Below are 24,496 nucleotides of genomic sequence, written 5' to 3'. Positions count from 1 at the left end.
CGACCACGGCTTCGGTCATCGGAGCGTGCGCCAGCTGCCGTTCTGCGGCTTCGAGCACATTGCCGACAAAGTCCGATCCGAGCGATCGGCAGATATCGGCCTGGCGGGACAGTTCGGCATGCGCGGGTAACCGAATGGAAGGTCGTAACTCGGACGTTTCGGGGGTGCGTGGGCGCGATGGCCGCAATGTATCGGCGATAACCTGAGTAGAAATGAGTGCAGCCATGATTCTCGCCAACGACCCAGCCGGCAGACACTCCCGACCCCGGCAAACTGGCTAGGTAATCAGCGTAAACAAGCAGTTAACGGAAGATGGGCGAGGGAGAAGCCGCGCGCACCGGCGGCGCGCCGGCCCGGTCGGGGCGCCGGCGCGACCCGACCCGCGGCACGCTCCTTTCGCTGCAGGCCCGATCTGCGCGTCTGTGACGCCCTCGATTCCGGCTGCGACAGAGGCCCCAAACTGCCGTCGGCCTGCGCAGGTGACCACGCGTCCGCCAGCCGCCATCCGGGCCTGCTCGGCCGGCCAGAGGGGTCTGCGACTGAACCGCGCGACGCTACGTAACGAGCCGATTTCGCAGGGTTTTTGGAGGCTCCGTTCGCATCCGGATATCGCCGAATCTTGGTCAATCGCCGTTAACCACGCTTTAATTGGAATCCCATAGTCCGGGCTTCGGAGGCTATTACAGCAGGGGCATTTCATGCATTCTTACAAGTACCGAGTAACTACTGGCGCGTCCTTTTTCGTCATGGCGATGGTGGCCATGGCCGCGCCCGCCGGAGCGCAGGAATCCAAGCCGATGACGGCCTGGGAGGCGAGCCGGACCGTCGATGAAGGCGATATGGTCACGACCGGCGTGGCGCGCGGACGCGACCGGCTGAACAGCGCCACCTCGACCAGCGCCATCAAGGAAAACGACATCATTTCCATCGCGCCGCGATCACTGGCCGAACTGTTCCGCAATATCCCGGGCATTCGCGTCAACGCGAGCACCGGCGAGGCGGGCAACAGCTACACCGTGCGCGGCCTGCCGCTGGTCAATGACGGTGCCAAGTACATCCAACTGCAGGAAGATGGCCTGCCGGTGCTCGAGTTCGGCGACCTCCTGACATTGACGCCCGACATCTTCATCCGCGCCGACCTCAATGTCGCGCAGGTGGAATCGATCCGCGGCGGCTCGGCCTCGACCTTCGCATCGAATGCGCCGGGCGGGGTGATCAACCTGATCTCCAAGACCGGCGAGGTCGAGGGCGGATCGATCATGGGGACGATCGGCCTCGACTATGAAAGCTATCGCACCGATTTCGATTACGGCGCGCGGCTGGGCGACGGCTGGCGCTTCCATGTCGGCGGCTTCTATCGCGAGGGTGAAGGTCCGCGCGAAACCGGCATGAACTCGATGCGCGGCGGCCAAGTGAAGTTCAACGTCACCAAGCAGTTCGACGGCGGCTATATCCGCGTTTACGGCAAGCTGCTCGATGATCGCGCACCCAGCTTCATCAACACGCCGCTGCTGGTGACGGGCACCAATGCCGATCCCAGCTTTGCCGATCCGCGCGGGCTCGACAGCCGTACCGATTCGCTGCTGTCGCCGAGCCTGCCGAACTCGCTGCGTCTCGGTGCCTCGGGCTCGCCGACCCGCGAGAATCTGAGCACCGGCACGCACGCCAAGGCCAAGGCGCTGGGCTTCGATGCGCAGTTCACGCTGGGCGACTGGTCGGTGACCAACCGCTTCCGCTATGCCGACCAGTCGCTACGCAGCGTGATCCTGTTCCCGTCGGCGACCGCACCGGCCGCTGCCTTCGCCACCCGCTTCGGTGGCCCGGGCGCGACGCTGAGCTTCGCCGCCGGTCCCCGCGCCGGCCAGGCGTTCGACGGATCGGGCAACGGTCTTCTGACGCTGTCGTTCATCGCGGATTCCGATGCACCCGATGTCAGCAACATGACCAATGACCTGCGTGTCAGCCGGGTCTGGACCATCGGCGGCGGTGACCTCACCACGACGGCGGGGCTCTATCGATCGAGCCAGGAATATGTGTCGGAAATCGGCTTCACCACCTTCTTCCAGGATGCGGTCGGCGGCGGTCGTTCGGTGCCGATCAACCTGCGCACCGCCACCGGCATCCCGGTGACCGACGGCGGGGTGCTGGTCTATGGCAGCGCCGGCGGCTTCGGCAACTCGAAGAACACCGACATGACCTATCAGGTTACCGCGCCGTTCGGGTCGTTCAACTATGCCAAGGGCAAGATCGCGATCGGCGGCTCGATCCGCTGGGACAATGTCCGCGCGCGCGGCAACATCATCAACGATACCGGCGCGCGCCCGTTCGACATCAACGGCAACGGCACGATTTCGGTGCCGGAAGGCCGCGTGACGTTCATCCCGGTCGGCGTGACCTTCCCGGTGAACTACAATCACGACTATGTGTCCTACTCGCTCAGCACCAATGTCCGCGTGTCCGAGCCATTCTCGGTCTTCGCACGCTATAGCCGCGGCGGACGTGCCGGTGCGGACAAGATCCTGTTCACGCCTGCGGTCAGCACCGTCACCGGTGCGCTGGTCAACAGCGTTGCAGGTCATGACGTGCTGCGCCAGGCCGAGATCGGCCTGAAATACCGCCAGAACGGCATCGTGCTGAACCTGACGGGCTTCTACGCGCTCACCGACGAGACCAATTCGCAGCTGCTGACCAACCCGGCCACGGGGCTGACCCAGCTGGTGACTGTCGCGCGGTCGTACAAGGCCTATGGCCTCGAGTTCGAGGGCGGCATCCGTCGCGGTCCGTTCAGCGTGACGGCGCATGCGACCTATACCGAAGCGGAGATCGACGCGGCGGAAAACCCCGCGCTGGTCGGCAACACCCCGCGCGGCCAGCCCAAGCTGCTCTATGGCATCCGCCCGCAGTTCGACAGCGACATGGTCTCGGTCGGCGTCAATGTCATCGGCACGACGGGCAGCTTTGCGCAGGACGTCAACCTGATCCGGCTGCCGGCCTTCACCACCGTGGGCGCCTTTGCTCAATTCCGCCCGATGGAAAGGCTCGAGTTCAGCGTGAACGCGAGCAACCTGTTCAACGAACGGGCCATTACCAGCATCTCCGAAGGGGCCATCCCCGCATCGGGCGTGGTGATGGCGCGGACCATGTACGGCCGCACGGTGTCGGCTTCTGCACGGTTCTTCTTCTGATGCGCTGCCTGCCCCGGAACATCGCACCAGCCGCCGCGCGGCTGTCACTGTGCCCCGGGGCGGGCGCCCATTTCACCTGGACCACAAAGGCTTGATCATGCTGAACAAACTGAACATTCCCCGGAAGCTCAGCCTGTCCTTCCTGATGATCTGCAGCTCTGCGGCGCTGATGATGATCGTTTTCGCCATCAATCTGTGGATGATCCAGTCGTCGACGGAGCAGAACAACCATTCGCAGCTCATCTATGGCAAGGTCCAGGTGCTGGAGACCTCGCTGCTGCGCCAGAACAGCCAGTTTCGCGGCTTTCTGGTGACCGGCGACGAAAGCTATCTGAAATCCTACTACGAAGGCCGCGACGAATATGACGCCGCCGCCAGGGAGCTCGAAACGCTGATCGTCAACCCGGCGCACCTCAAGCTGCTCGAGGAAGCGCGCAGCGAAACGCTGGCCTGGCGCAAGAACTGGGGCGACCGGCTGATCCAGTGGACGCAGCAGGGGCGTCGCGAGGCGGCGGTCGAGGCGGTGCAGAATGCCGGCAAGGCGGTGCTGGTGAGCAAGGCGGTGCTGCCGCTGCGCGATATCCGCGACGCCGAACTCGCCTCGATCGAGAAGAATTCGGCGCGGCAGGATTCGGCGCTGACCTCGGCGATCATCGCGCTGGTGCTGGGCGGCATCGCGCTGATCGGGATCGCGATCGGTCTTGCGGTTGCGCTCAGCCGTGCCATCGCGCTGCCGATCACGCGGCTCACCGACGCCATGGCGAGCCTCGCTGCAGGCAAGAATGCCATCGATGTCGATGTGAACCGCCCGGACGAGCTGGGCGACATGGCGCGCGCCGTGGTCGTGTTCCGCGATGCCGCGGTCGCCAAGGCCCGCGCCGACGAGGAGCAGGCCAATGTCGTGACCGCGCTGGGCAAGGGGCTGGAGGCGCTCGCATCGGGCGACATGACCTATCAGATTACCGAACCTTTCGCGGCCAATTACGACGGCCTGCGCCTGACCTTCAACCGCACGGTCGAGGGCCTGGAAAGCAGCCTGTCGAGCGTCGCCAGCTCTGCCCAGAGCGTGCACAATGGCGCAGGCGAGATCCGCGCCGCATCCGAAGACCTGTCGCAGCGCACCGAGCAGCAGGCGGCGAGCCTCGAGGGCGCCGCGAGCGCGATGGACAAGGTGACCGGCATGGTCGGCGATTCCGCCAGCAGCGCCAAGACCGCGCGGATCGAGATCGATACCGTGCACAAGGACGCCAATGAAGGCGGCCAGGTCGTCGACAAGGCGGTGAGCGCGATGGATGCGATCGAGCGCAGCTCGCAGGAGATCGGCCAGATCATCAACGTCATCGACAGCATCGCCTTCCAGACCAACCTGCTGGCGCTCAACGCCGGGGTCGAGGCGGCGCGCGCGGGCGAATCCGGCAAGGGCTTCGCGGTCGTCGCCAACGAGGTCCGCAGCCTCGCGCAGCGCTCGGCCGATGCGGCGAAGGACATCAAGGCGCTGATCACCGCGTCGAGCGAGCAGGTGCAGGAAGGCGTGGGCCTCGTGGCCGAGACCGGCAAGATGTTCGACCGCATCATGGGCCGCATCGGCGATGTGAGCCGGATGGTGGCGGAGATTGCCGACAATGCCGAAACCCAGTCGTCCAACCTGCGCAGCGTCAACGCTTCCGTGGGCGACATGGACAAGATGACCCAGCAGAACGCCGCGATGGTCGAGGAAACCACCGCCGCCGCGCGCACGCTGGCATCGGAGGCAGACGAACTCGCCTCGCTGGTCGGCCGCTTCCGGCTGAAGACCACCCACGGCCGCGCCGCCGGCCCGGCAGCCGCTACAGGTTTCAGCCGCCCGGCCGCCAAGCCCCGCCCGATGCCGCGAACCAGCGGCAACCTGGCGCTCAGCCCGGCGGTCGACGACGACGACTGGAGCGAATTCTGACGCGCCGAAAGGCAAAGGACGAACGGGAGGAGGGGCCGGGCTGGCGACAGTCCGGCCTCTTTTTTGGGCAAAGGCTGCCGAGTTTTCTCGACCTGTCCCGCCGGTTCAGTAAATGGCAAAGGCGCGGCTGGCGATGAAGTCGATGACCTTGTCACCCACGGATGTGGTCAGGGCCGGATGGAGGTTCGCGCTTCCCTTCGGACCGACTATTTGCTAACAGAAACTCATGTCAGCAGCAACACTTTCTGATAACAAAAAGAAGATGGGTCGCCCCGCTACCGGTGTGGGGACCATGATCGGGGTGCGCCTGCATTCCGAACAGCTCGCCGCGCTCGATGCCTGGATCGCTGCGCAGCCGGACAAGCCGTCACGGCCGGAGGCAGTGCGTCGGATCTTGGCCGGGGCAATCGAGAATGGTTGAACAGGTTCCAAAGCGCACAGTCGGAGAGCAAGTTCCGGACAATTTTATTCGACATCAGCTGCATCACGAGGCAGCCGAAGCCGATAGGCGATACATGCTTCAGCGCCGCGACCAGTTCTCTGAGCGGCTCATTTTGGGGGTACTTGCACTCAATGGTGGGTCGTTGGTTGCTCTGTTGGGCGTTCTCGGATCAAAAAGCACTGCAAGTGCATTGGGCTTCACACCAGGAATATCAATATTTTCCGTGAGCGCGTTCGTCGTCGGCATCGTATTATCCGGCTTTGCCGCAAATCAACGAGAAACCGTGTACATGAATGAGGCTAGCGATGCGGGCGTCAAGGTGCATGCTTTGGTTTCGTTGACTTCACACCGCGACGATCAGCTTACCAACGATAATTGGGCGAGATATGGCGCATCACTTGACGAAATGCGCGACGTTCCCGTGGTTGGTTTCCAGTGGAATGCATTATCGATCTACGCACGACATTTGGCGGGAGGCGCGTGGCTATCTGGGATTACGGCGCCACTTTTGACAAAGCTAGGTGCGACTATCCCGCCTATCGAAAGTTGGTGGCCTTTTTGAGCAGATCGCCATCTGCCGCGCCTAGGCCGACCGCCACCGGGCGCGCTGCGATAGCGCTTGGCGGGGCTTATCCTGGCAGGAAAAAGCGAAAGGCCCCCAAGGCGCAAACCTTGGGGGCCTTATCGACACTATGCCCGAGCTTGTTATCGCCGTAGGCATAGCCGCCTCTTGCGAGGTCTTGAGGCTGCATGGCAGGGCCACCAGCGAACAGCCGGAATATATGCTCACCTCTGTGAATAGTCAATTAATCGAGGCGCAGCGCTCGCCGCACCGCTTGACGCACAACCTCGAATTGTTCCTCCGAAACTCGGAGATCCGAAAGGTATTGCCGCTTGCCTTCGTGATCGCGAGCGGTCCTGAACAGATCTAGCCTTCGGAGAGATACGGTTGCGAGCATATCGCACTTGGCCCACCACACCGTTTCATCGAACGGGGCAGGCAAGGGACGTTCCAACTCGAGCCGACAATGGTAATCGTTGCGCTCGTCTGATGGCGTTCCGCTTAACGGCACAATAGTGTGAAGCAAATCTCTGCGGGGCAATCGGCCAACAAGCACAATGGCAGGTCTGCGCTTGACCATCTCAGGGGGGGCGGAAACCGCCTTGGTCGAAGTCACAAAGCAGAATTGTACGGGGTGCAGCAGCGAATTTAATTGCCATGAATGCTATTTTGCCGGAGTCGGGTTAGCCCGCAAGCCGATAGCTCACAAATATGTGGAAATTGCCTGCAAGAGCTGAGCAGCCAGATTCTCAAAAGGGGCTGGCAACGCACCGCGCCCCGTCGCCTTCCGCCGACAATGCAGGGGCTTCCGATTTGCCCTTGGCCTGCCTGGCGATCGTATCAGGGGCGATGCGGACGGCCAAAACAAGATGCAACCGGATGCGGATGTAATGGCCCGAGGGGGCAATGTCCGATCTGCATGACGGGAACCGCGGGATCTGGTAGCTTAGGGGCATGGCAGTGCTACTTGATCAAACTGAGTATTTGAGGGAGCATTACGGCTATGAGCTTTGGATGCTTCGAGAATTGCACAACAGAATGGTCGAGCCTCAGGTCTTTCATGCATTCGATTTTGTAATCCGAAATGCATGCATTGAAGCGTTTTGCGTTCACGCTCGCGCTCTTATCGACTTTTTTGCTACCCAACCATCAGGCAAAAACCGCTCCACCGATGTGGTCGCTGACCTATTTTGTCCCGGTTTCAGCACGGCCATCGACGGTGGATCTGCCGCATTCAATGTCAAGGTCAACAAGCAGATTGCGCACCTGACCCAGGAGCGCGCATCCCCGATCAAAGTGAACGGAATTGATTTTGCCATCGTCCGGACGACGATCGAGACTCAGCATCGGAGGTTTCATGCTTCGTTGTCTCTGGCGCTCGCAGAGATTGTACCGCCGCCCGATGACAGATTCTCGCCTTAGCGCACCCTGCAGTATGACCCAATGAGGCTCGGCTGTAGTTAGCCGAAAAGTTGGCCGGAGCAGGCTGTTGGCCCGCAATTTTCCGTTAAGTCATTGAAAAATGGTGGACGCACTAGGGCTCGAACCTAGGACCCGCTGATTAAGAGCGGCAATCAGCGGGTCTTAGGTAAATCCATTCTATCTCAATATCATTGATTTTCAATTATATGGGTGTCACTGTGTCCCAGTGTATATCGGGGTATTTCGGGTCAAATGTTACCTAAGGTAACACCCGAGAAGGTACACCAAGGAGGCACTCATGGCTTCAAAACCGGTCGGTCTAACTGACGCAAAGATACGAGGGCTGAAAGCGCCTTCTGAGGGCCAAGTCGAGATCAAAGATGCGATTGTCCCTGGGCTGCGTCTGAGGGTCGGGGCGTCTGGCGTCCGAACGTTCCTATTGCGTAAGCGGGTGTCTGGCGTCGTTCGGAATATCACAATCGGCAGGTATTCTGACCGCTTCGGTCTGGTCGATGCACGGAAGAAGGCGCGAGTTGTGCTTTCCGATATTGAAGCGGGCGGAGACCCTTATCAGCACGTGCCGAAGCCGACGCGAGGAGCTGCGGCAGGCACATTGCGCGGCATGTGGCCGGACTATAGGGCAGCCAAAGCCGACCGCAGGTCAATTGCTGAGATAGAGCGGGTTTTCAACCGACACATCCTTCCGAAATTCGGCGATAGGATGCCCGAGACGATTACGCGTGCCGAGATCACCCGGTTCATAGACAGCATTGCTGCAGAAACGCCCGTCATGGCTCGGGGAGTTCTCGGTCAGTTTTCTTCCTTCTACGGGTGGGCACTGCCGCGCCTCGAGCGATTACAATTCAATCCTTGCAGAGACGCTGGACGTCCGCCTCCTCCAAAGGCGCGCGATCGAGTTCTTGATGTAAGGGAAATCGGTTTGCTGTGGAACATTTTAGACGAGGAGGGTCCTCCGTTCGGACCGGCTATCAAACTGCTGCTGTTGACAGGTCAACGCCGGAACGAAGTGTTCAGCGCAGACCGGTCAGAATTCGATTTTGAGACCAGGCTCTGGACGATACCGGCAAGCCGCTCGAAAAACGGGGTCGCGCATCTCGTGCCACTATCGGAGCCCGTCATCGAACTGCTGAAGGGTATTTGGACCCTGAGTGACAGCGATAAGCTGCTTGCCTCGAGGGGGGACACCCAAACTGGTCCGAGCGGATTCAGCAAAACAATGGCGCGACTGCGCCGAGCGATGGAAACACACATGGGAAGGGAGGTGCTGCATTGGACGTTGCATGATCTGAGGCGGACAGTTGCAACCGGCTTGCAGAGGCTGGGAATTCGTCTGGAGGTCACAGAAGCTGTGCTCAATCACATCTCTGGTTCTAGGGCAGGCATCGTAGGCGTTTACCAGCGCCACAATTACTTCGAGGAAAAGAGGGCGGCGCTCGAGGCTTGGAGCGATGAGCTTGTGAGACTTGGAGCAAGCCATCCGCTCAATCCGGAGCTGCCCCCTGTAAGACAGCGTCGAAGCTCGGATACTATGGTAGCATTGGGTAAGGCTAGGGGATGCGGAGTTAAACGGATCAACTCCACAAGAAAAAATTGAACGTAACAAATTTAAAGTCGAGAAAATCCCCCAACAAGCATCCGAATTGAAAGCAGGCTTGGAGCTGTCAATCCGAGACGGTGCAATCAAGAGTATTCGTTTGCTAAATGTCCATAGCGGCTCCGTTCAGGCGCAGCCACTCCTTCCGCTCTCGAAAACGCGGCAACACCTTGTCCACTTCATTCCAGAAAGCGTCGGAATGGTCACGGTGTCGCAGGTGGCACAGTTCATGGACCACGATGTAGTCTATAACGCTTTGTGGGGCCATTAGCGTCTTCCAGTGGAAGTTTATTGCGCCGCCAGCGCCGCACGAGGCCCAGTGATATCCTAGCTCTTTCACGGCAACTTCACCAGGTTCTACGCCGACCAGTACTGCAAGTTGCTGGACGCGCTCGCTGAAAATCTGTAGCCCTTTGGCAATATAGAAGTCGCGGAACGCCTTGCGTGCTGCAGGCTCGCCTTCGCGGGCGACAAAGGCTTCCGACAGTTCCCAACGACCGTTCTTCAAACGCAGTGGCACGTCGCTATCCGGCACAAACTTCAGTCGGTAGGACCGCCCGAGATAGGCAAAGCCTTGACCCTGGACCAAGGGACGGTGCTTTCGACTGGCGTTCAAGTCTTCCCATTCCGCAAGCGAGCGATGTACCCAAAGTGCCCGGTCAGCCACGACTTCACGGATTTTTTCGTCCTCAACGCCAATCGGCGCTCGTACGACGACATCGCCAGATCGTTCGATCACGATATCAGCCGTTTTCCGCTCGCTACGAATTAGCGTGAATTCGATATCTTGAGCACACATCTTCATGACCGGAGCAACTCCGCATGGCGTTTTTCGGCCAGTTTGGTCAGTTCCACGGCTATCCGCTGGTGGTGATCCTGAACAGAGCTGATACCTGAGACCATCAATTCTGTGGCGATATCGGCGCGTAAACGCCGCACTTGATCCGGCTTTCGCCAGAAATCGACGATGGCAATGGCATCGCGAATAAGGCTGACAAGGCGGGACGATAGGTCATCGAGCATTGCCGCATCTTCAAGCGATAGGGTCGCGCCGTCTCCGATCAGGGCGAACAGATTGTCCTTGAAGACAGCCACCTCGGCAGGTTGTTCGGTATTCCCTTTGCGGCGACCTGCCCGGATATCTGCGCGCAGCCCCTCATATGCTTCGGCCAAAAGCTTCCAGTCATCGCCATGCTTGGCGATCAGCGTGTCGAGCTTTTCACTCATTCGTTTGAAGAAGGCAGGGTCTTCGTCGAAATGGATGGTGCAGTGCTTGCGAATAGCGTGCTCCATCTCGCTAGCCTTGGCACGGGTGCTGCCTTGGGCATGGCCCGTCACCTGCTCAACGAAATCGGGATCGAGCAGTTCGACCGGCGGTATCTGCGGATCGACGCCCAGCTCGATCAAATGCTTATTGATTAGAGCCGCGACCTTTTGGCCTACCCCGGCAAAGTCGATGGAGTCGTCCTTGAACCGTTCCTTGGCCATACGCATCAGATAGCCCAGCCGCCTCGCTGGGCCCCGATAGCGGTGCGCGGCGATACCCGGCAGGATCAGGTCGAGGCTCATCAGGAATTTCTTGAGGTAGACTTCAAAATCCGCACGCGCCTTGATCCCCTCCAGCGCATCTACCGTTTTGTGGACTACGCGCACATCGTCTTCAGGAGAGGCCAACGTGCCTGTCAGGAACGCTTCGATTTCATGTACACCCAGCCCCTGGAAATGCTGAAGCAGGCGGCGGTAACGTTCTTCAAGGATCGGAAGTTCGGACGTCAGGTTCTGCAATCCCGCCTTTAGGTCATCTGGTTCTTGATCGGCATAGATTTTCAGCGCGGCTGTCAAATGCCCGGCAAAGCCGATGTAATCGACAATGAAACCGCGCTGTTTGCCATGTGTTACCCTGTTGACGCGGGCGATGGCCTGAAGCAGGTTGTGCTCCTTCAGCCGCTTGTCGATATACATTACCTGCTCGATCGGGGCATCGAAGCCGGTCAGAAGCATATCGCAGACGACGAGGAAGGCGATGCCCGTGTTCGCCTGGTCATAGTCATCCAGATTGAACGGTTTGCAGAAATTCTCCACGGCGTTCCACTCTCGCGCTTCCCGTCGGGCGGCAGTGATTTCGGCGGATTCGTTGGTGGCGTCAGAAGAAACGACGACCGCCACCTTCAGGAACGCGATGCGTCGCTTTGCCTCGGGGTCTGTTTCCCGTTCCAGCCGCTCAGCCAATGCTTCCCGCAACGCGCGCTGATACCGCACCGCGGCCAATTTGCTATGGCATACCACTTGCGCCTTGAAGCCATTCGGCAAAATGTTGTCGATGTAGTGCCCGACCAGATCACGGGCGATGGCCCCGATCCGACTTTCCGCCTCCAGAATGTCCCCGGTCGCGCCATATTTTTTCTTGATGGCGAGCAGGTCTTCGGCGGATCGCTCGGCAAACAGATCCTCGAACGCCTGATCGAACTCCGCCTTGTCGCGCAGCGCGGTGTTTGCGGTGCGGCCTTCGTAGAGAATTTGCAGAGTCGCGCCGTCGGCCACTGCGTCCATGAGCTTGTATTTATCGATATACTCGCCGAACCGTTTCACCGTCTGCCGACCGGCGTGGCGTTCGGTGATCAGCGGTGTGCCGGTAAAGGCAACGCGCGCGGCGTTGGGGAAGGCTTCGAACAGGTTGTCACCCATGTCGCTGCCTTGGGTGCGGTGCGCCTCGTCGACCATGATCAGAATCCGCTCGGACGCGTTGACCACGCCGAAACTTTCCGCGCTGGGCGGGGGGGCATAGCGACCCAGTTTTTCGCGGAAACTGTCCGGCAGATCGTCCTTCGTTTCCAGAAATTTGTGAACCATCACCATGTTCACGTCAGACGCGGGGGAGGACAGCACATCGCGCACCGCCGCGCGGCTTTCCACGAGGTTGATCTTTCCACCGATCAGCCGCGCGGTGCCCGTCAATTGGTCTTCCAGATCGGCGCGGTCCACCACCATCAGGATTTTCATGTCGTTCAGATCACTACTGGCGCGCAGCATCCGCCCTACGAACACCATGGTCAGCGATTTGCCAGAGCCCTGTGTGTGCCAGATGACCCCGCTGCGCTCCATCGGGGTTTGCCCCGTGCGCAGCCGCTCGACGATGCGGCGGGCGGCGCGGTGCTGTTGATAGCGGGCGAGCACTTTTACCCGTTTTCCGCTGTCGGTATCCTTGAACACGGTGCAGGTGCGAAGAATGTCGAGCAGGCAATGCGGGTTGAGCAGGCCCTGCACCAGTTCCTCTTGCTCCCGAACCACGCCAAGGGGGGGTGTGATCGTGGCATATTGTTCCGGCCAAACATTGCGCCAGCGATAGAAATGTTCGGGGGCGCTGCTGATGCTGCCGAACTCCGCCGCTTCGCCGCAGGTACGGATTACCATCAGGTTGGGGTAGAACAGCTTCGGCTCGCCTTCGCGCAAGCCGGCGCGTGCTGTTTCCGGCCGGGCGTCACGGTAGCGTTGCAATTGCACGAACGCCTCGTGCATCGGATTGGCGGTGTTGGCATCGCCAATCTTGGCCTCAATCACCACCAGCGGAATGCCATTCACGAACAGCACAACATCGGGGATGATGAAGGCCTTGACGCAGCCGGGCGTATCGACGCGGAACTGGTTGATCGCGTGGAAAGTGTTGCGCTCCGGGTTGGCGAAATCGATCAGGCGAACGGTCGGGTCTTTTTCGCCCGTCACTTCATTGTGGTCCACTTGCGCCTTCATCAGCAGTGCATGCACCGCTTCATTGGCATCGAGCAGACCCTTGCCCGGTTGGCGGAAGATATCGTCGATCAGCCCGGCGATCTGCCGTTCGGTCAGCCAGTCCTGACCGTCAGATGTCTGGTTGAGCGCGCGGACGGAGTCGCGGAACACTTGCGGAAGGATCAGATCACGAAAGCTGGTGCGCAGCGATGCAGCCGGATCGTGCGGGATCATTTGGTTGCCCTGATCCACCACTGTCCAGCCGAGCTCGCCAAGCTGACTCAGTAGCGGCTTTTCGACATGGGCATATTCGCTCATGCGGCGACCTGTTCGAGTAGGGGGGCGACCGAGACTTTGCCGGTGAGCAGGTCTTGCATCAGGCCGGATTTTTGGAGGCGGAGTTTGAGTAGTGCTGCTTTGCGTTTTTCCGTCTCTGTTTCGAGCGTTTGAGCTATTTCACAAATACGGTCTTGTTCGTCAGTCAGTGGCCAAGCAAATTTAAGCGCATTCAATATCGCGGCATTTGCCACATCGCGCCCTCCCGAGTTTATTGATCGTCTGATTTGGTTGCGGAGGACGGCATCGAATGAAAGCTGCAAATGCAAGTAAGTTGCTCGGATATTCTTCCAATCGAGCCGTATGCGCATCAAATTGGAGGACATGATCCATCCGTTGTTTTCTTGACCAATCACAACCGAACGACCGACATCCGCCACCCTTGAAAAAACGACATCGCCAGGAATGAGTTGATAAGCCCAAAGCCGTTTAGCGGTTTCGTCTGAAACGTATAGCAGTTCACTCCTGTCGAGTATGCCTTCACCCAGTGAACCGATCGTGATTACAGGCCAACCTTGATCGACCCAATGCTCAATTTTTAATGCCGATCCAAATGGACCAGTCTTAAGGTGACTTCCGCTCAGCGGAGAATGATCTTTGAGACGAGAGAGCTTCCAGCCCACAGGTAGCCAGCCGAGTTCGGTTTGGTGGTAGAGGTGCGGGGCTTGGTGGCGGGGTGGGCGGAGTTGGCCGTGTTCATCCACCCCGCGCGTGAACAGGTCTTGCATCAACCCGGCCCGCACCCGCTCCTGCTTGGCAATCAACCCCTCCGTCGCCTCGATCTGGGTGTCGAGTGCATCGAGGATATTGCAGATGGTGTTCTGCTCTAATTCCGCTTCTGGAAAGCGCAGTTCTAGGATGCGGCCCAAATCCTTGGGGACGTGCGGAACACCGGTTCCGGTCCGACGCGCCTGAATCCATTCAAAGCGATCTCGCAGACAATGTACGAGATAACGTCCCGTCATCTCTGCTTCCGGGCGCAGACGCATAACGGTCGATGAAATCACGCCGGACTTCCCCGGACCTACAAGCCCGCTCCGTTCACCATCCCAAAGCATCAGGGCGTCACTGGCCACGCAAGAAATGCCGCCACTCGGCAAAGCGAAACCGTCCTCCCCGCCAGTCAGTGAGGACGCGCCAAGATAAGGCAAAAAACCGTCTAGCTGCAGATCAGACGTTTCGACCTTCCTGCCCTTTTTAAAGGATACAAGCTTGTCGAGTGGCTTCTCGACCCACTCAGACATAACCCAGCTTCCCCAGATAATCTTCTAGCTCCGCCGCTGCAGAGATGCGCTGCTGCTCGATATCGCGCACCGTCACCGCATATTTGTCATGCAGGTTTTCGATTGCGCTGGTCACCGCGCGGCGGTCTGCATCCAGATAGGCGCGGTAGGTGGCGAATAACTGTTCGCGGAACCGCAGCAGGATCTGCGTCTGGGCCGCAGCCGGTGTGATTTTGGCCCGCGCGGCGGCCACCAGTTCCTCACGCCGCTTTTCCGCTACGCGCAATTCCGCCTTCAGCGCCTTTGCCTCATCCTCCAGTGCCTTATGCGCCGCCAATTGTTTGCCAATGTCCGACAGGCGGGACTCGATATCCTTGCCTTCATCCAGCAGCTTTTCGATGGGCGCGCTCAGAAAGGGATCAACTTCCGCATCGCGGGCAATGCTCAGGGTTCGGCTTGCGCCGTCCAGATCGGGCTTTGTCTGCGTGCCGCCAATGCCGAAGTCGCCCTTGATCCAGCAACTAGGCCAAGCATCGCGGGCAATGATGTCCGCCTTAATGGTGGTCAGCACCGCTTTGGCTTCCTTGACCAGATGTTTCATCTGGCCGTTCAATGCGGTTTGCTCGGTCTTTAGCGACGACAACAAGACCGATGGCAGGGCACCGCTTTCGTCCTCGTTCTCATAGCCCTCTTCATCGGCGGCAGCGAAGGCAGCCTGCAACTCATCGATGCGGGCGCGCTTGCTTGCCAGTTCCTCGATCAGTTCGGGAAATTCGCTTTGCAGGATTTCGTCATCGGGGATCAGCTCCGCCCCCCAACCGCTGGCGGCGATGGATTTCAGATCGATCTTCAAGCTATCGACATAGCGCGCCAGCCCGCCACGAATCTGGAATGGATTGAGCAGCGCCTGATCAGAAAAGGCCTGTGAGATATCCGCCATCAGTCCGCGCCGCAGGGCATAGACGTTGTCTGCCTGCCCGTTACCACGGGCGATCATTTCCATCTGCGGCTGGATGGTGTTCCACCAATCCGACAGCCGGTTCATGAACGCCTGATGCGTCGCGATCACGCCGGGGTGCGCTTTCACCAGTTCGGCAATGTCGCGCCGGTTGGCGATGGCAGGGGCGAAATCGCAATAGGCGTTATCGCTAGGACGCGGGGTGAAGCAGGCTTCGCGCAGTTCCGGATAGTTCATCCAGTGGCGTTCGAGGGCGTCCACTTCGGCTGCAGGCACCCCGCCATGGATATGCGCGCGCACATCCTGCGGCTCTGGCGGCGGGGCATTATCGACATAGCGGCGGATGTTGCAGTTATACCCCTCAGCCTCGATTTCCTTGATCGGGACCACGCGGGCATAGCCCGGCACATCCTCGCGCCGTCGGTAAACATCGACGATCTTGGCCATATCCTCAGGCCGCAGGAAATTTTGGGCCTTGCCCTCTCGGTATTCGCGGTCGGCATTGATGAACAGCACGTCCTCTCGCGTTTCCGCTTGTTCCTTGTTCATGACCAGAATGCAGGCGGGAATAGGCGTGCCATAAAAGAGACTCGCGGGCAGCCCGATCACGGCATCAAGCCAGCCCTTTGTGATGAAATGCTCGCGCGCCTCTTTTTCCTCGCCGCCACGAAACAGCACGCCATGGGGCATGACTGTCGCCATACGGCCATTGGATTTCAGAACCGCCAGCATATGCTGGACGAACATCAGGTCAGCCTTCTTGCCCTTTTCCGGCATCCATTTGGCAAAGCGGCCTTTGAACTCCATCTCTTTGGCGCTGTAGTTCTGGCTGAACGGCGGGTTCGCCAGAACGCGGTCAAACCGGGTTAGTTCTCCATTCTCCTCACGGTGCTGCGGCTTGCTCAGCGTGTCTTCCTGCTCAATCTTGGCGGATTGGATATCGTGCAGGATCATGTTCATCTTGCAGATCGACCATGTGGTGCCCTGCGATTCCTGCCCTGCCAGCGTTAGATTGTTGGGATCGCCGCCATTGTCGCGGATGTAATCGCGCGACTGGATCAGCATACCGCCTGAACCGACGGTGGGATCGTAGACGCTCATACCAGGCTGCGGATCGACGATCTCGACCATGGTGCGCACGACATCGGCAGGGGTGTAAAACTCGCCTGCCTTTTTGCCCGCAGAGTCCGCGAAATATTTGATCAGATATTCGTAGGCCGCGCCGAGCAGATCGGGAAATTCGAAGTTTTCATCCCGCAGGGGGATTTTCTCGAACACCTGGATGAAGTCCACCAGCGTATCGTCGCCGAGAGTGCGCTGGCCGATTTTCTTGTTGAAATTGATATGTTCCAGCACGTCTTCGAGCTGGTCCTTGTTGTGGCGCTCCAGCTCTCCCAACGCCGCATTCAGGCCGTTGCCTACATCCTCCTTGAGGTGACGAACCGTCTCCCAACGCGATGCTTCGGGCACGTAGAAGGTGTACTGGTCTGGATTTTCCAGCATCGCATTCAGCCTGTCACCATCGAGCCCGCGCCCGCGCAAATCCGTACGCAACTTTTCGCGCTGCTGATCGAACAAGTCGCTGCACCGCTTCAGGAACAGGACGCCGAAGATGTATTCCTTATACTCCGAGGCATCCATATTGCCGCGAAGCTCATCGCAGGCTTTGAAAAGCAGATTTGTAAGCTGGGATAGGGTCAGTTTGGCCATGATGGCAGATGGCACAAAACGTCTTGATTTGTCGACACACCTGAAGCCGTAGGATTGGAATGAGTTAGGGCTACCCTCCGGGCAACCTGCTCTATCCGCTGCGCGGACCGGGCCTGTAGTCCCGGCCCATCCGGGTGACGATCAGGAGCGGGTGCAAGCGGAGCGGGAGTTTCTGGAGGACGCGCTCTGTCCCGCATGACCGATGGCCATGCTCGTGAGGGCGCGGCGTTCCTGAGCTAACCCGCGGGCGCTCTTGCCATTCTCATTGCCGAACGCCCGCTGGCCCACTTGGCCCGCGCGCAGGGCGTCCGGCGGCTTCGCGCAATGCAAGGGCGCGGCCTTTGGTCGGATCGCATCCGATAATTGCACTGTATCGAAGGCATCATCCGCCATCTCGCGCCACTTCTTCACCCTGTTACCCGGACGGAAGATCGATAGCTGCGATTAGCCCGGCCTTTGCCCAGACTCTGCGACTTCATAGAACATCGGGTTTTGCAGCCATTCTTCAATGGCGGATTCCCGCCAGCCGCAGCATCGCTCTGCGATCTTGACCTGCTTTGGGAAAGTTCCGGCCTGTATCTTGCGGTAGAGTGTCGCTCTGGAAAGTCCCGTTCGATCGAGCACGGTGTTGAGCCTCAAGAACCTGTCGGGTGCATGGGAAGCCATGGCCATTGTCTCCATCCGGTGATGTGATCTGCCCCTGCCTGCGATGAGATTGGCGATGTGCCGCATCGCGTCAATCGAACGGCATGCGGATGCTTCGCAGGCTTAGGGGCAGTGGAGCGCTGCGCGTCTGTTTTGGGATGCTGCAGAGTAAGCAGATTATTTCTGCTCACGGCATTTCAGGATGTTTCAGCGCTTTGGCAGCGCGTCTGCGGTCGCCGCTGCGCGGCGGCGTTTGCCCCGCTCGGGCGGGTCCCTGGGGGCCGTCAATCGCCTCTGGCCACGCCAGGCCAGCGCGCAACCCGCGTTGCGGGTCCTCCTCTTCGTTCCGGTGCCTTACGGCATGCGCGCTGCCCGTTGCAGCGTGGCCGCCCTGCGATCTCTCGCCGCCCCCCAGCGCCCCTCCCGGGCCGGGTTACGGTGGGAAGGAGACAGGACAATGGAACACAGCACTATCCGACAGAGCCTCTACAGTGAGGTCACCGCGCGCATCATCGCCGAGCTCGAGCAGGGACGGCTGCCCTGGGTGAAGCCCTGGGACACATCGCTATGCGGTTGCACCATGCCGCACAACGCAGCGACCGACCGACGCTATTCGGGCATCAATGTCCTGATCCTTTGGGCCGAAGTGGTCTGCAAGGGTTACGGTTCGCAGCGCTGGCTGACCTATCGTCAGGCACAGGCCGCAGGCGGCAATGTCCGCAAGGGCGAGAAGGGCACGACCGTCTGTTATGCCGACCGGTTCACGCCCAAGGCCGAAGCCGAGCAGGCGAGGGGCGAGGACCGCGAAGCGAGGACCGTGGCTTTCCTCAAGCGGTTTACGGTGTTCAATATCGACCAGTGCGAAGGCCTGCCCGAGGACATGACCGCAGCCCCGGTTGCGAGCGATCCGGTGCTTGCCATTGCATCTGCCGATGCCGTCATCACCGCCAGCGGTGCCACGTTCAATATCGGTGGCGATGCAGCGTTCTACAGCCCGGCGCATGACTTCGTGCAGGTGCCACCGCAGGCCGCTTATCACGAACCGATCAACTGGTACCGCACCGCGCTTCACGAGCTGGGGCACTGGACCGGCCATGCGAGCAGGCTCAACCGCGATCAGAAGGGCAGCTTTGGTTCGCAGCCTTACGCCCGCGAAGAGCTGGTCGCCGAGATGGCTGCTGCGTTTACCTGCGCATCTCTCGGCATTGCACCCACCGTCCGGCACAGCGACTATATCGCTTCCTGGCTTTCGGTTCTGCGCGACGACGAGAAGGCGATCTTCCGCGCTGCCAGTGCAGCCAGCAAGGCAGCAGATTATCTGCTCGGGCATGCGGGGGACGCAGCATGAGCGCGCGTCTTTCCCGAGCCGAGCGGCGGCGGCTGCGCCGCGCCGAGCGTGCCGTCGATAACATGTCGCGAACCGAGCGCGAGATCTTCCTTGCCATCCGCGTCGATGAGCTCAGCTTTGCCGAGGCTGCGGCTTTGCACGGGATCACCGTCGCCGAGGTCGAACAGCACTTCGCCGCCGCCCTGCGCATCCTCGACCGGCACATGCACGAACGTCACCACAAGTGGTGGCAGTTCTGGCAGTGATGGCCAGCTTCGACCTTGCCAACTGTCTGTCATCTCTACAGGGTGGCTGAAGTCATGCGCACCGATATCGATCATCTTCCTGCCAACAAGCAGCGCGAGCTGGAGCGCGTGAAGCAGATCATCTTCGAGGAGTTCGAAGACGCCCTCTCGCTCGCTACCAACAAGTGGAAGAAGAAGGGCCGGATCGAGAAGCTGATCCTCTACGGCAGCTATGCGCGCGGTGGCTGGGTCGATGAGCCGCACACCGCCAAGGGCTATCGCTCAGACTTCGATCTGCTGATCATCGTCAACGACAAGCGACTGACCGAGCGCGTCGATTACTGGCTCAAGCTCGAGGATCGTCTGATCCGCGAGCTGGCCATCGACCGGACGCTGCACACGCCGGTCAACTTCATCGTGCATACGCTGCAGGAGGTGAACGACGGCCTGGCGCACGGCCGGTATTTTTTCATGGACGTCGCCAAGGACGGCATCGCCTTGCACGAGGCTGATGACCGCGCGCTGCATACGCCCAAGCCCAAGACCCCCGAGCAGGCGCTGGCGATGGCGAAGGAGTATTTTGACGAGTGGATGCCGGGCGCGCAGCAGTTTCTGGAAATGTCGCGGATGGCGGCAGAGCGGAAGTGGAATAAGAAAGCCGCGTTCCTGATGCATCAGGCGACTGAAAGTCTGTACCACTGCGTGCTGCTGGTCTGCACTTTCTACACGCCGCACGTCCACAATCTTGGCTTTCTGCGCACTCAGGCCGAGCGCATCGACATGCGGCTGGTCGATGCCTGGCCGCGCGACACGCGCATAGATCGCGCGCGGTTCGAGAAGCTGAAAGAGGCCTATGTGAAGGCGCGCTACTCGAAGCATTACCGCATAACCGAGGAAGAGCTGCTCTGGCTCGGCGGCTGCGTCGAGGAACTGGGCCGCGCCGTACATGCCATCTGTTCCGAGCGCATTGCGATGCTCGAACAGAAGGTCCATGCATAATCCAGAATCGAAAGGGTCGATCGATGGAAGATACAGATACTCTCGTTGCGCTCACCGCTGATATTGTCGCTGCCCATGTCAGCAACAACAGCGTTTCGATTGCCGATATCGCGACGCTGATCGGCAGCGTCCACGCTTCTCTTTCCGGCCTTGGCGAGGCACCGGAACCCGAGCCGCAGCCCGAGCAGAAGCCGGCTGTGTCAGTCCGCGCCTCGATCAAACCCGATTATCTGGTCTGCTTGGAGGACGGCAAGCAGGTCAAAATGCTCAAGAGCTATCTGCGCACCAACTTCAACATGACGCCCGAGGAATATCGCGCGAAGTGGAACCTGCCCAAGGATTACCCGATGGTCTCGCCCAATTATGCCGCGCGCCGCCGCGAGCTGGCAATGGAGATAGGGCTTGGAAAAAGCGGGCGCGGTGGCAAGCCCAAAAAGGCTGGCAGCAAATAAGGCTCAGCTGCGCCGGAAAGTCAGGCTGATCCGCTGTCGGAATGGGTGGCCTGACTTTCCGCCAGCGCACTGCTGATCATCGCCGCCAGCGTCTCTTCAGCGCGCGCCCGCACGACCGTATCGCTCGACAGCAGATCCTGCCGCACCCATTGCGGCGCGCGTTCAAGCACGCGCAGTACCAGTTGATTGATATCCCCCGTCATGGGGCGAGCCTATGCGCGATCATTGTTTCTGCGCCAACTGATTCTGCGCGAAGGCTCGTGCGCCTCTTCTGCGCCAGAGCAGCAGCTGCTGTTCGCGGTTTTCGCCTTGCAGCTTCGCTGCAGCCTCGATCAGCAGCCCGAGGAGTACCGCGCGATCGTCATCGGTGAGCTCGATGAGCTCTGCCTTCGCGATCAGCCCGCCCAGCTCGATCAGCTGCCGCGTGCGTTCTCTGCGGTTCACCCGCCAGTCGCGCATGTCATGCCGAGCCCGGTGTGCCAGCAGCCGGTTGCGCGCCTGGATCGATCGCTTTTGCGCCCCCAGTGTCCTTGCCAGGTGCTCGGCGAGCATTGGTGCTGCCCTGAAAGAACGCAGCGCCGCGTTTGCGCCAGGCCTCCTTTCGCGAGGGATCATCGTTGCCGATCGCGGCGAGCAGGACGCCGGCGAGAACTTCAGTCCCGAGAGCATCTGCACCCGTTGCAATGACGAGCTCGCCAAGCTGGGTCTGTTTGCGTGATCGGAGCTGCTTGGCCTTGTCGTTCAGGGCTTGCAGCTCGGCGTCGTAATCGCGGGGTTTGCGCATTGGGTGCGATCCTTCTTTGTCGATGAAGGACCAACCAGCTATCCCTCTCATATCCCTGAGACAACAGGCTGGGTCATCGTGAGACCCCGTCAAATCTGCAGCGACCAGATCGGTGGAGGGCGCGCTTATACGTCGTGCCGACGTGCGCAAAATGCCGTAAATGGTACATCGCCATGGCGATGTACCACTTCTCGGCCAAGACCATCTCCCGCGCAGCCGGATCGTCTGCGCTCGCCGCTGCAGCCTATCGCGCTGCCGAGCGGCTGCACGATGACCGGCTCGGGCGCACGCATGACTTCACCAACAAGGCGGGTGTGGTCCACAGCGAGGTGATGCTGCCCGAAGGGGCCAATGAGGCATGGTCCGACAGGGAAAAGCTCTGGAACGACGTTGAGGCAGCCGAGGTACGCAAGGATGCTCAGCTCGTACGCGAGATCGAGTTTGCGCTGCCAAGGGAGATGACACAGCAACAGGCGATCGAACTTGCCAGGGACTTTGTCAAAGCCGAGTTCGTCGATCGGGGCATGATCGCCGATCTCAATGTGCATTGGGACATCGGAATAAATGGTGAGGCGAAGCCCCATGCGCATGTCATGCTCACCATGCGCGAGATCGTCGTAGGCGAAGACGGCAATGCTACGTTCGGCCCCAAGGTGCGCGACTGGAACCGGACCGAACTGCTCACCCACTGGCGCGAGGCATGGGCCAGCCATGCCAACCAGCGCATGGCCGAGCTCGATATCGATGCCCGCATCGATCACCGCTCGCTGGCAGCTCAGGGCATCGACCTGGAACCGCAGTCGAAGATCGGCGCTGCGGCCTCGCGCATGGCGGGCGAAGGGCTGTCGCCCGAGCGGCTGACCGAGCATGTCGATATCGCGCGATCGAACGGCGAGAAGATCATCGCCGATCCAAACATCGCGCTCAGCGCCATTACGCATCAGCAGGCGACGTTCACCACGCGTGACCTTGCGATGTTCGCGCACCGGCACAGCGCCGACAAAGAGCAGTTCGATGCCGTGATGTCGGCGGTGAAGAACGCGCCCGAGCTCATTGCCCTTGGCAAGGACGGCAAGGGCAATGACCGGTTCACTTCGCGCGAGATGATCGAGACCGAGCAGCGCCTGGAGCGCGCAACGATCAGGCTGGAAGCACGGCGCAGCCATCATGTGCCCGATCGCTATCGTGAGCTTGCTCTGCAGAATGCAAAAGCACGCGGCATGGACCTGTCTGCGGAGCAGCGCGGGGCGCTGGAGCATGTCACATCGGCCAAGGGCGTCAGCAATGTCATCGGATATGCCGGAACGGGGAAAAGCGCGATGCTGGGGGTTGCGCGCGAGGCATGGGTGCGCGCTGGCTATACGGTGCAGGGGGCAGCCCTGTCCGGCATTGCGGCCGAAGGGCTGGAGCATGGCTCGCGCATTCCCTCTCGCACACTTGCCAGCCTGGAGCACCAATGGGCGCAGGGGAGGGAAAAGCTCACCAGCATGCATGTGCTCGTCATTGACGAAGCTGGCATGCTCGGCACGCGTCAGATGGAGCGCGTGATATCCGAAGCCGAGCGCGCTGGTGCGAAGGTCGTAATGGTGGGCGATCCGCAGCAGTTGCAGGCGATCGAGGCGGGGGCCGCGTTCCGCGCCGCCGCTGAGCGTCATGGCGCGGTGGAGATCGCATCGATCCGGCGGCAGCAGATCGACTGGCAGCGCGAGGCAACGCGTGAGCTGGCTACGGGCAGGACGGGCGAGGCACTTGGGCGCTATGATCAGTCTGGCAACATCCATGTCGCGGAAACTCGGGAAGCCGCGCGCGCCGAGCTCGTCGAAGCATGGGATGGCGATAGGCAGGCAAAGCCCGATGCCAGCCGGATCATCCTTACGCATACCAATGACGAGGTCCGCGCGCTCAACGAGGCAGTGCGCGAGAAGGTGCGCGCAAGCGGCGATCTGGGTGAGGACGTCGCGCTCAAGGTCGAGCGCGGCCCGCGGCAGTTTGCCGATGGCGACCGGATCATGTTCCTGAAGAACGAACGATCGCTCGGCGTGAAGAACGGATCGCTGGGTACCGTCGAGAGCGTCAGCGCTTTGCGCATGTCGGTGAAGCTCGATGATGGCAAGGCGGTGGCGTTTGACCTCAAGGACTACGCCCATATCGATCATGGCTATGCCGCCACGATCCACAAGGCACAGGGCATGACGGTGGACGAGGTCAAGCTGCTGGCAACGCCGGGCATGGACAGCCACGGGGCCTATGTCGGGCTGTCGCGGCACCGCTCCCAGGTCGATCTGCACTACGGCAAGGACGACTTTGCCGATCGCAGGGCGCTCGTCCGCATGCTCAGCCGCGAGCGGGGCAAGGATATGGCCAGCGATTACGCCCGGCAGCCGGAGAAGGCAGCGGAGCAGCAGCAGCCGCAGCATGAGGCCCGCGCTGGGCTGAAGGTCAGCCGCAGCGGACACTTGGCCGATCTGCTCAAGGGAGCAGCCGCCGCGCCGCAGCGCGAGCCAGTCGCGCAGGCCCGAGCGAAAGTTACCTTGCCGAAACAGGCGAGCGACAAGCAGATGTTCGACAAGGCAGTGAAGCGGTTCGCGCGTGTCGCGCAGGACATTGTCGCGATGCGCGACAAGGGCCTTCAGCCGCTCGCCTCGCAGCGAACTGCGCTGGACAAAGCCGGGGCCGAGCTCAATGCGTTGAGGCCGGACAGCTTTGGCGATCTGCGCAAGGCGGTAAACCGGGATCTGAGTCTCATTCCTGAAGCAGTGAAGGGCAAGACCGATCGAGCGATCCAGGCGATGGAGCAGCAGGCGAAGCTGCGCATCGAGGCGCAGCGCGTTGCCGCTGCCAATGAGCGGCGGGCCGACAGTTTTGTCGATCAGTGGCAACGGCAGTCTGCGCAGTACCGGGCGCTTCGCAAGAACGGCAGCTCTGCGGCTTC

At 60.5% G+C, this 24,496-nt stretch carries 20 protein-coding genes and 1 pseudogene; 11 read left to right on the top strand and 10 right to left on the bottom strand.

Annotated elements, in window-relative coordinates; translation table 11 throughout:
- Window positions 1-226, bottom strand: a pseudogene (locus DM995_RS22260) (hypothetical protein); the annotation flags it as partial.
- Between the two features lie 526 nt (window positions 227-752).
- On the opposite strand from DM995_RS22260, the gene DM995_RS09090 reads away from it, so the two are divergent.
- From DM995_RS09090 to DM995_RS21225, 4 genes are all read left to right on the top strand, one after another.
- Window positions 753-3,185: a TonB-dependent receptor domain-containing protein gene (locus DM995_RS09090; protein WP_116970393.1), complete on the top strand. Its 2,433-nt coding sequence runs from the start codon at window positions 753-755 to the stop codon at window positions 3,183-3,185.
- Window positions 3,186-3,282: 97 nt separating this feature from the next.
- The gene (locus tag DM995_RS09085) at window positions 3,283-5,118 is read left to right on the top strand and encodes a methyl-accepting chemotaxis protein (protein ID WP_232824235.1); all 1,836 of its coding nucleotides are present in this window, start codon (window positions 3,283-3,285) and stop codon (window positions 5,116-5,118) included.
- Window positions 5,119-5,344: 226 nt separating this feature from the next.
- Window positions 5,345-5,539: a hypothetical protein gene (locus tag DM995_RS21230; protein ID WP_157973144.1), complete on the top strand. Its 195-nt coding sequence runs from the start codon at window positions 5,345-5,347 to the stop codon at window positions 5,537-5,539.
- Entirely contained in the window at window positions 5,532-6,122 is a 591-nt protein-coding gene (locus DM995_RS21225; protein ID WP_157973143.1) for a hypothetical protein, read from the top strand. The genes DM995_RS21230 and DM995_RS21225 overlap by 8 nt, the downstream gene beginning before the upstream one ends.
- 244 nt (window positions 6,123-6,366) lie before the next feature.
- Here DM995_RS21225 and DM995_RS22760 read toward each other — a convergent pair whose 3' ends face one another.
- Entirely contained in the window at window positions 6,367-6,702 is a 336-nt protein-coding gene (locus tag DM995_RS22760; protein WP_116969217.1) for a type II toxin-antitoxin system PemK/MazF family toxin, read from the bottom strand.
- A gap of 374 nt (window positions 6,703-7,076) precedes the next feature.
- Between DM995_RS22760 and DM995_RS09070 the strand changes: the two genes are divergently transcribed.
- Together DM995_RS09070 and DM995_RS09065 are read left to right on the top strand one after the other, a co-directional pair.
- Entirely contained in the window at window positions 7,077-7,544 is a 468-nt protein-coding gene (locus DM995_RS09070) for a hypothetical protein (protein ID WP_116969215.1), read from the top strand.
- Between the two features lie 298 nt (window positions 7,545-7,842).
- Complete coding sequence (locus tag DM995_RS09065; RefSeq protein ID WP_116969214.1) at window positions 7,843-9,159, top strand: tyrosine-type recombinase/integrase; 1,317 nt, start codon at window positions 7,843-7,845, stop codon at window positions 9,157-9,159.
- A 103-nt stretch (window positions 9,160-9,262) separates the two neighbouring features.
- On the opposite strand, the gene DM995_RS09060 is transcribed toward DM995_RS09065, so the two are convergent.
- The 5 genes from DM995_RS09060 to DM995_RS09035 form a co-directional block, all read right to left on the bottom strand.
- Window positions 9,263-9,964, bottom strand: a complete 702-nt coding sequence (locus DM995_RS09060) for a M48 family metallopeptidase (RefSeq protein WP_116969213.1) — start codon at window positions 9,962-9,964, stop codon at window positions 9,263-9,265.
- Entirely contained in the window at window positions 9,961-13,203 is a 3,243-nt protein-coding gene (locus tag DM995_RS09055) for a type I restriction endonuclease subunit R (RefSeq protein WP_116969212.1), read from the bottom strand. The genes DM995_RS09060 and DM995_RS09055 overlap by 4 nt, the downstream gene beginning before the upstream one ends.
- The gene (locus DM995_RS09050) at window positions 13,200-14,465 is read right to left on the bottom strand and encodes a restriction endonuclease subunit S (protein ID WP_116969211.1); all 1,266 of its coding nucleotides are present in this window, start codon (window positions 14,463-14,465) and stop codon (window positions 13,200-13,202) included. Before DM995_RS09050 ends, DM995_RS09055 begins: the two co-directional genes overlap by 4 nt.
- Entirely contained in the window at window positions 14,458-17,112 is a 2,655-nt protein-coding gene (locus DM995_RS09045; protein ID WP_116969210.1) for a type I restriction-modification system subunit M, read from the bottom strand. The genes DM995_RS09050 and DM995_RS09045 overlap by 8 nt, the downstream gene beginning before the upstream one ends.
- 444 nt (window positions 17,113-17,556) lie before the next feature.
- Window positions 17,557-17,778, bottom strand: a complete 222-nt coding sequence (locus tag DM995_RS09035) for a helix-turn-helix transcriptional regulator (protein WP_116970392.1) — start codon at window positions 17,776-17,778, stop codon at window positions 17,557-17,559.
- A 436-nt stretch (window positions 17,779-18,214) separates the two neighbouring features.
- Here DM995_RS09035 and DM995_RS09030 point away from each other — a divergent pair, with 436 nt between their 5' ends.
- From DM995_RS09030 to DM995_RS09015, 4 genes are read left to right on the top strand one after another with little or no spacing between them, the layout of a single operon-like run.
- Window positions 18,215-19,105 (top strand): ArdC family protein, encoded by an 891-nt coding sequence (locus DM995_RS09030; RefSeq protein ID WP_116969208.1) that lies wholly within the window; start codon window positions 18,215-18,217, stop codon window positions 19,103-19,105.
- Window positions 19,102-19,350, top strand: a complete 249-nt coding sequence (locus DM995_RS09025; RefSeq protein WP_116969207.1) for a sigma-70 region 4 domain-containing protein — start codon at window positions 19,102-19,104, stop codon at window positions 19,348-19,350. The genes DM995_RS09030 and DM995_RS09025 overlap by 4 nt, the downstream gene beginning before the upstream one ends.
- Window positions 19,351-19,404: 54 nt before the next feature.
- The gene (locus tag DM995_RS09020; protein ID WP_116969206.1) at window positions 19,405-20,328 is read left to right on the top strand and encodes a HEPN domain-containing protein; all 924 of its coding nucleotides are present in this window, start codon (window positions 19,405-19,407) and stop codon (window positions 20,326-20,328) included.
- Window positions 20,329-20,351: 23 nt separating this feature from the next.
- A complete protein-coding gene (locus DM995_RS09015; protein ID WP_116969205.1) occupies window positions 20,352-20,780 on the top strand; it encodes a Ros/MucR family transcriptional regulator in 429 nt (142 codons plus the stop codon).
- A gap of 20 nt (window positions 20,781-20,800) precedes the next feature.
- Here the strand turns inward: DM995_RS09015 and DM995_RS09010 are convergent, their stop codons facing one another.
- Genes DM995_RS09010 through DM995_RS09000 form a run of 3 tightly spaced genes read right to left on the bottom strand, consistent with a single transcriptional unit; the run spans window position 20,801 to window position 21,564 of the window.
- Window positions 20,801-20,983, bottom strand: a complete 183-nt coding sequence (locus DM995_RS09010) for a DUF6771 family protein (RefSeq protein WP_116969204.1) — start codon at window positions 20,981-20,983, stop codon at window positions 20,801-20,803.
- Between the two features lie 19 nt (window positions 20,984-21,002).
- Complete coding sequence (locus DM995_RS09005; RefSeq protein ID WP_232824232.1) at window positions 21,003-21,239, bottom strand: conjugal transfer protein TraD; 237 nt, start codon at window positions 21,237-21,239, stop codon at window positions 21,003-21,005.
- 1 nt (window position 21,240) lies between these two features.
- Window positions 21,241-21,564, bottom strand: coding sequence for a conjugal transfer protein TraD (locus tag DM995_RS09000; protein WP_116969203.1), 324 nt, complete (start codon window positions 21,562-21,564; stop codon window positions 21,241-21,243).
- 173 nt (window positions 21,565-21,737) lie between these two features.
- Between DM995_RS09000 and traA the strand changes: the two genes are divergently transcribed.
- On the top strand, window positions 21,738-24,496 hold a 2,759-nt coding region (gene traA / locus DM995_RS21810; RefSeq protein WP_116970390.1), incomplete at its 3' end, for a Ti-type conjugative transfer relaxase TraA.

The organism is Blastomonas sp. UPD001, assembly GCF_003426715.1.
GTDB lineage: Bacteria > Pseudomonadota > Alphaproteobacteria > Sphingomonadales > Sphingomonadaceae > Blastomonas.
The sequence above is the reverse complement of the archived record's forward strand: the minus strand, read 5'-3'. Positions and strand labels throughout refer to the sequence as shown.